At 71.5% G+C, this 5623-nt stretch carries 5 protein-coding genes and 1 pseudogene; 3 read left to right on the forward strand and 3 right to left on the reverse strand.

The annotated features are described in order from the left end of the window. Positions 1–218: 218 nt before the first annotated feature. The 3 genes from ACY45C_RS11545 to ACY45C_RS11555 all read left to right on the forward strand — a co-directional run bounded on the left by ACY45C_RS11545 (position 219) and on the right by ACY45C_RS11555 (position 3480). Entirely contained in the window at positions 219–2210 is a 1992-nt protein-coding gene (locus tag ACY45C_RS11545; protein WP_462187614.1) for a serine/threonine-protein kinase, read from the forward strand. A 65-nt stretch (positions 2211–2275) separates the two neighbouring features. Further along, positions 2276–2911 (forward strand): alpha-ketoglutarate-dependent dioxygenase AlkB, encoded by a 636-nt coding sequence (locus ACY45C_RS11550; RefSeq protein WP_462187615.1) that lies wholly within the window; start codon positions 2276–2278, stop codon positions 2909–2911. Between the two features lie 179 nt (positions 2912–3090). Continuing rightward, complete coding sequence (locus ACY45C_RS11555; RefSeq protein WP_462187616.1) at positions 3091–3480, forward strand: DUF6480 family protein; 390 nt, start codon at positions 3091–3093, stop codon at positions 3478–3480. 144 nt (positions 3481–3624) lie between these two features. On the opposite strand, the gene ACY45C_RS11560 is transcribed toward ACY45C_RS11555, so the two are convergent. The 3 genes and pseudogenes from ACY45C_RS11560 to ACY45C_RS11570 all read right to left on the reverse strand — a co-directional run. Further along, positions 3625–3876: a DUF2795 domain-containing protein gene (locus ACY45C_RS11560; protein WP_462187628.1), complete on the reverse strand. Its 252-nt coding sequence runs from the start codon at positions 3874–3876 to the stop codon at positions 3625–3627. A gap of 3 nt (positions 3877–3879) precedes the next feature. After that, positions 3880–5080 (reverse strand): annotated as a pseudogene (locus ACY45C_RS11565) (glycosyltransferase family 9 protein). Between the two features lie 104 nt (positions 5081–5184). Continuing rightward, the coding region (locus ACY45C_RS11570; RefSeq protein ID WP_462187617.1) for an SDR family oxidoreductase at positions 5185–5623 on the reverse strand (439 nt) is incomplete at its 5' end.

The following is a 5623-nucleotide window of genomic DNA, read 5'->3' on the forward strand; positions in this document are numbered from 1 at the left end:
TACGTGAATGTTTACGTTACTTCCTCCCCTGAATTCGGCGGTCCCACGACGAGTGCGCGATCGGCGGCCTGGTAAGTCGGGATCAGGCCGACCGGGCCGACCGGGCCGGCGGGGAGACATCCACGGAACCCTCACTAAAGTAGCCGTCCAGAGAAGTTGCCCGATGAACGGGCACGGACGGCATGAACGGGCACGGACGGGGAGGATCGGGGAGGACCGTGGTAGGCCATGCGGGACTGGTCGTCGCCGGCCGTTACCGACTCCAGGATCGCCTCGGGGCTGGCGGGATGGGGGCCGTCTGGCGGGCGACCGACCAGATGCTGCGGGTCGACGTCGCGCTCAAGGAAGTCTCGATCCCCGTCGACTCGACGCCGGGGGAGTGGACCGAACGGATCGCCCGCGCACGGGGGGAAGGGATGAACGCCGCCCGCCTTCGGGGTCATCCCGGGATCGTCAGCGTCCATGACGTGGTCGAGGACGGCGGGCTGCCGTGGATCGTCATGGACCTCATCATCCCGGCTCGGTCGGTAGCGGACCGGCTGCGGGGATCGGGCGGGCTACGGCCGGATGAGACGGCGTCGATCGGAGCCGCGGTCGCCGATGCCCTCGCCTTCGCCCACGCGAAGGGCGTCGTTCATCGCGACATCAAACCGGGCAACATCCTGCTGGCGGAGAATGGCCGGGCACTCGTCACCGACTTCGGTATCGCCGCGCACAACGACGACAGTCGGATGACCGCAGCCGGAGTGGTCGGCACCATCGCCTATGTCGCTCCCGAACGGCTCGGCGGTCAGCCCGCGGACGGACGTAGTGACGTGTTCTCCCTGGGAGTCACCCTTTACCAGATGGTGGAGGGGAGGTTACCGTTCCAGGCCGACACGACCGCCGGGCTGCTCAGCGCGATCCTGTTCGAACCGCCGCGCCCGACCGTGCTCGCCGGTCGGCTCCAGCCGGTGCTGGAGGCGATGCTCGAGAAGGACCCGGCAGTCCGGCTGGATGCCGCGGCTGCCGCGCGCGCCCTCGCCTCCCTCGCGGCCGGGGGACCGGCATCACCGGTGCTGGTACCGCCACAGGTGCCAGCACCGGTATCGCCACCGGCACCACCGCTGCCACCGGCACCACCGCCGGCACAGGCACCGACACCGCTGTTGCCGCGGGTACCTACGGTCTCGCGACCGGCAACGGCCCTGCTGCCGCCCGTCGGCGAGCCGGAGGCAGGCGGTTCGCGGTGGCCCGACTCCGGGATGCCTGGGACGCCCGGGGCGCCTGGCCGCCCCTCGGGACGGGTGTGGCTCGTGGCCGGGACGTTGACAGCCGTCCTCGCGATCCTGGCCGGGGTGTTCCTCGCCCGCGGTGGTGTCGGCACCCATCCGGGCGACGGGTCCCTGACCGGCACCGCGTCCTCGACGGTGGCCGCGACCGGACCGGAAGACGGCGTCCCGAAGGTATCGCCGTCCGCGGCCGCGAGCGGTGCGGGGAGCGGGGCCGGGACCAGTGCGGGGACCAGTGCGGGGACCGGGGCGCGAACGAGCTCGGCCACCGCAGCCGGCTCCCCCCGACCGTCCCAGGAGCTCACCGTCGTGCCCTCCTTCTCCGCCGCCGCGCCCGGGGTGTCGCAGTACAGCGCCGACTATTACGCAACTCTCACCAGAAGCCGGCAGGACGGCTTCCTGCTGCGGGTCGGATTCGACGCGACCGGCCGTAGCGACCTGCGGGATCCGCGGACATCCTGCGTGCTGGTCTCGTCGGGTTCTCGCGAGTTCCGGCTGTTTCCCGTCCAGGCCGAGGTGCCGGTGAGCTCCTCCGGACGGTATTCCGGAACACTGACGTTCTCGCTCGCGCTGCCGGGAAGCTACCGTTTCCGCTACTCGTGCCAGGCGGACTACTCGCCTGCGCTCCTCGGCACGGTGACGATGCCGTCGGTGGCGGTGAGCGTTTATGACGACAACTACTTCGTGAATGTGCTGGAGGTACGCGTCGGAGCCGGTCGGACGGTCGTGTTGTTCGCCGCCGCGGGAGCGGCGGATCTCCGGGTGCCGGCTACGTCGTGCCTTCGGTCGGAAGGCGGGATCCGTAAGCCTGTCGTGGAGCTGAAGACCTCGCGGAAGTCGCTGACGGGGGCGACGTACATCGGAACGATGCGATTCGAGGGGACCCCGCCGGCTACCTTCGTCTATTCCTGCTCCGATTACTCGCCTGTCAACCTGTGACGGCGGTCGGGTCGGCAGGCCTGTCGCAGACCCGTCTTCGAACGTGTGTTTGATAATGTCGAAGCATGGAGATCGCGGCGTTCCAGGCCTCGTTGCTCGATGACGCCCCGGCGGTCGAGGTCGGTCCACTCGGGACGTCCGTCCAGCGAGTCGGGCTCGCGCGGGGCGCGTGGGTCGATGTGCGGCCCCGCTGGATCGTTGGAGCCGACGTGCTCTTCGAGCGGCTGCGTGATCGTGTCCCCTGGCGGGCGGAGCAACGGACGATGTACGACAGGGTCGTCGACATTCCCCGGCTGCTCGCCTTCTACGACGAGCGTGCGTCGCTGCCCGACCCGGCGCTCGACGCGGCGAAGCGGGTCCTCGACGAGCACTATGCGGCCGAGCTGGGCGAGGGCTTCGCCACCGCCGGGCTGTGCCTGTATCGCGACGGGCGTGACAGTGTGGCCTGGCATGGCGATCGCGTCGGGCCGGGTGGTGTCCGCGACACCATAGTCGCGATCGCCGTCTTAGGTGCTCCGCGGGCGTTGCTGCTGCGGCCTCGGGGCGGGGGCGGTCCGACGATCCGGCACGACCTGGGTCACGGCGACCTGCTCGTGATGGGAGGCAGCTGCCAGCGCACGTGGGACCATGCCGTGCCCAAGACGGCGCGGCCGGTGGGGCCGCGGATCAGTGTTCAGTTCCGCCCGCGCGGCGTGCGCTGAGCCGCTGCCCCTCAGCGAGCGGAAAGCCACGGAATATCCGGCCTCGGACCACCACCACCACCCGCCGGCAGGTCGCCTCCCACCATCGGATCCCGGGCGGAGTGGGGCAGGGCAGGGCGGGGCAAGGCGGGGTGGGCCGGTGGACAGCGAATCGGGTGGGGTGGGGTAGGAGGGCGCGGGTGGGGCATGCCGTTGTCATGGCGCCCACCGATCCCCGTTCCCGCCACCCGCAGCCCGGACCGGCCCATGCCGCCCGACCCCGTTCCGGCCATCTCCGGTCGGGTGGTCCGGCGGGCGGTCCGGGCCCGGCGCCGCCGGGATCCGCCCGCTCGTCCATCGATCCCGACCCCGCGGTCGCCACCGGTCTTGAATCCGGTGGCGGGGTGCCCCCAGGGGAGACGCCGCCCGGCGAGGACTCCATGGCTGGGGCGGTCAGCGGCGATCAGCCCAACGCCGGACCGGGCCCGCCCAATCGGACCCCGATGGCCATCACTCTGATCGCTGTCGGCGTCGTCGTCCCGCTTGTCGCCGCGTTCCTCATCGCGGAGGCGATCATGGGTGCGGGTTGAGCGAATGGCCCGGCGGCCGGCCCGGCAGGTCGTGCCATGCCATGCCGACGGGTCGTGTCGATCGCGGCCGCCTGGCCGTAGGGTCCTGGCCACAGGATCCGGGGATGGGGACCCGATGTGCCATCTGATGTGCCGGGGCGGACGTCAGGACTGGCCGCCGAGTTCCTTCGAGACGGCGTTCGGCCCGTTGTACTGACGGTCCGGTATGTGTTCGAGGGCCTGGATGATGGACTCGTCCGCCCCGTTCTCCTTCGCCTTTTTCACGATTGTCGCGCGATCGGCCGGATAGTCGATTCCCTTGAGATACTTCTGCGCTTCGGAGTCGAAATGAAATAACTTGCGCGTTTCGAACCCTCCACAGGCCTGTGACCTGCGATGATGCTCTCGATCACGTATTTGTTACTTCATTACGTCCCCTTCGATGGCGGTAGTCATGCAGCGAGGATGACCCCTCGGCCGCGGTCCAAACCCCGCGCCGAGACCCCCGGACCCGCAGAACCTCCGTACTGAGTCGACGGCGTCGACGGCGTCGAGCACATCGGCCGGGGTGAGGGTGAGCAGGCCCGGATCGGGGGCTGCGGAGAATGGATCGCCGCGACGGCCCGCCCACAGGGCACGATGGCGCGGGCGGTCCGGCGGGGCCCCACGCGGCCGGTGAGACCGGCCCGAACAGCAGCACCGACGGGATGCCGTAGGCCGTGGCCAGGTGTCCCACCCCGCTGTCGGTGGCCACGACGAGCCGGGCGTCGGCGACGAGGGCACACAGCCCGAGCAGGTCGGTGTCGCCGGCGAGGACGGCAGCGGCGGGGAGCCCCGCGCGACGGGCCACCTCGGTGGCGAGGGCGGCCTCCGGGCGGCTGCCGGTCACGACCACCCGGTGACCACGCCCGGCCAGGCCCCGGGCCACGCTCACCCACCGGTCGACCGGCCAGCGGCGGGCAGGGGCGGCCCCGCCCGGATGGACCAGCGTGACGCCGATGAGCGGGGCAGCCTGGTCGGACTGGTCGGGTCCGGGGGTCTGGTCGGGTCGGGCGGGCAGGTCGGGTCGGTCGGGTCGGTCGAGCCGGTCGAGCCGGTCGAGCCGGTCGAGCCGGCTTAGTTGGCTTGGCCGGTGGGATGGGGCGGGTCGGTCCAGAGCCAGGTCCCTCGGGTCGCAGGGCACCCCGTAGGCGGCGAGCATCCGGCACCAGCGGACCACCTCGTGCTCCTCGGCCTGCTCCTCGGCGCCCGCGGGCGCTTCATCGGGACCGGGCTCGTCCCAGCGGAGGCCTGCGGGCAGGTCGAAGGCCCACAGTCGGCGGGGGTCCGCGGCGCGCAGGGTCGCGGTGGACTCCGGTCCGCGGCCGTGCAGGTTGACGGCCAGGCCGGGCCGGTCGAGCAGGTCGGGTCGCTCGAGCAGGTCGGGTCGGTCGGGTCGGTCGAGCCGCACCGGTCCCAGCGGCGCCGTGTCGAGTACGCCGTTGACCGCGCCGGACAGCAGTGCCAGCGGTTCGAGCCAGCGCGGCGCCGCCAGGACGATGCGCGCCGCCGGCAGGTGCCGGCGCAACCCCCGCAACGCGGGCAGGCCGGTGAGCAGGTCACCGAGCCCGAGCGCGCGCAGGACGACGACGTTGTTCCCGGGTCGCGCGGGGCCGTTGTTTCCGGGTCCCGCGCGACCGCGCGACGTCCCGGTGCCCCCGGGCGAGCCGGTGATCGAGCTGGCGATCAAGGGTAGGAGGTTTCCCAGGACGACGTCACGACCAGCTCCCTGATCTCGCACCCGGCCGGTTGGGCCAGGGCGAACAGCACGGCGCGGGCCACGTCCTGCGGCCGGTTGAGCTTGGCGTCGGGTCCCGGTTTGTACTGTTCGTCACGGTCGTCGAAGAAGGCCGTCGTCATCCCGCCCGGCACGAGGAGCGTGACGCCGAGGCGACCCTTGAACTCCTCCGCCAGCGCCCGGGTGAACCCGATGACGCCGAACTTCGACGCACAGTAGGCCGATGCGTCGCCCGCGACCCGAAGCCCGAGGGTGGAGGCGCACGTCACGATGCGCCCCCCGGAGGTCTCCAGATACGGCAGCGCGCCGCGGACCACCGCCGCGGTACCCAGCAGGTTCACCCCGACGATCCGGTCCCAGTCGGCGCCGTTCAATGATCCGAATGGC

It is taken from the genome of Frankia sp. CcWB2 (assembly GCF_977927585.1).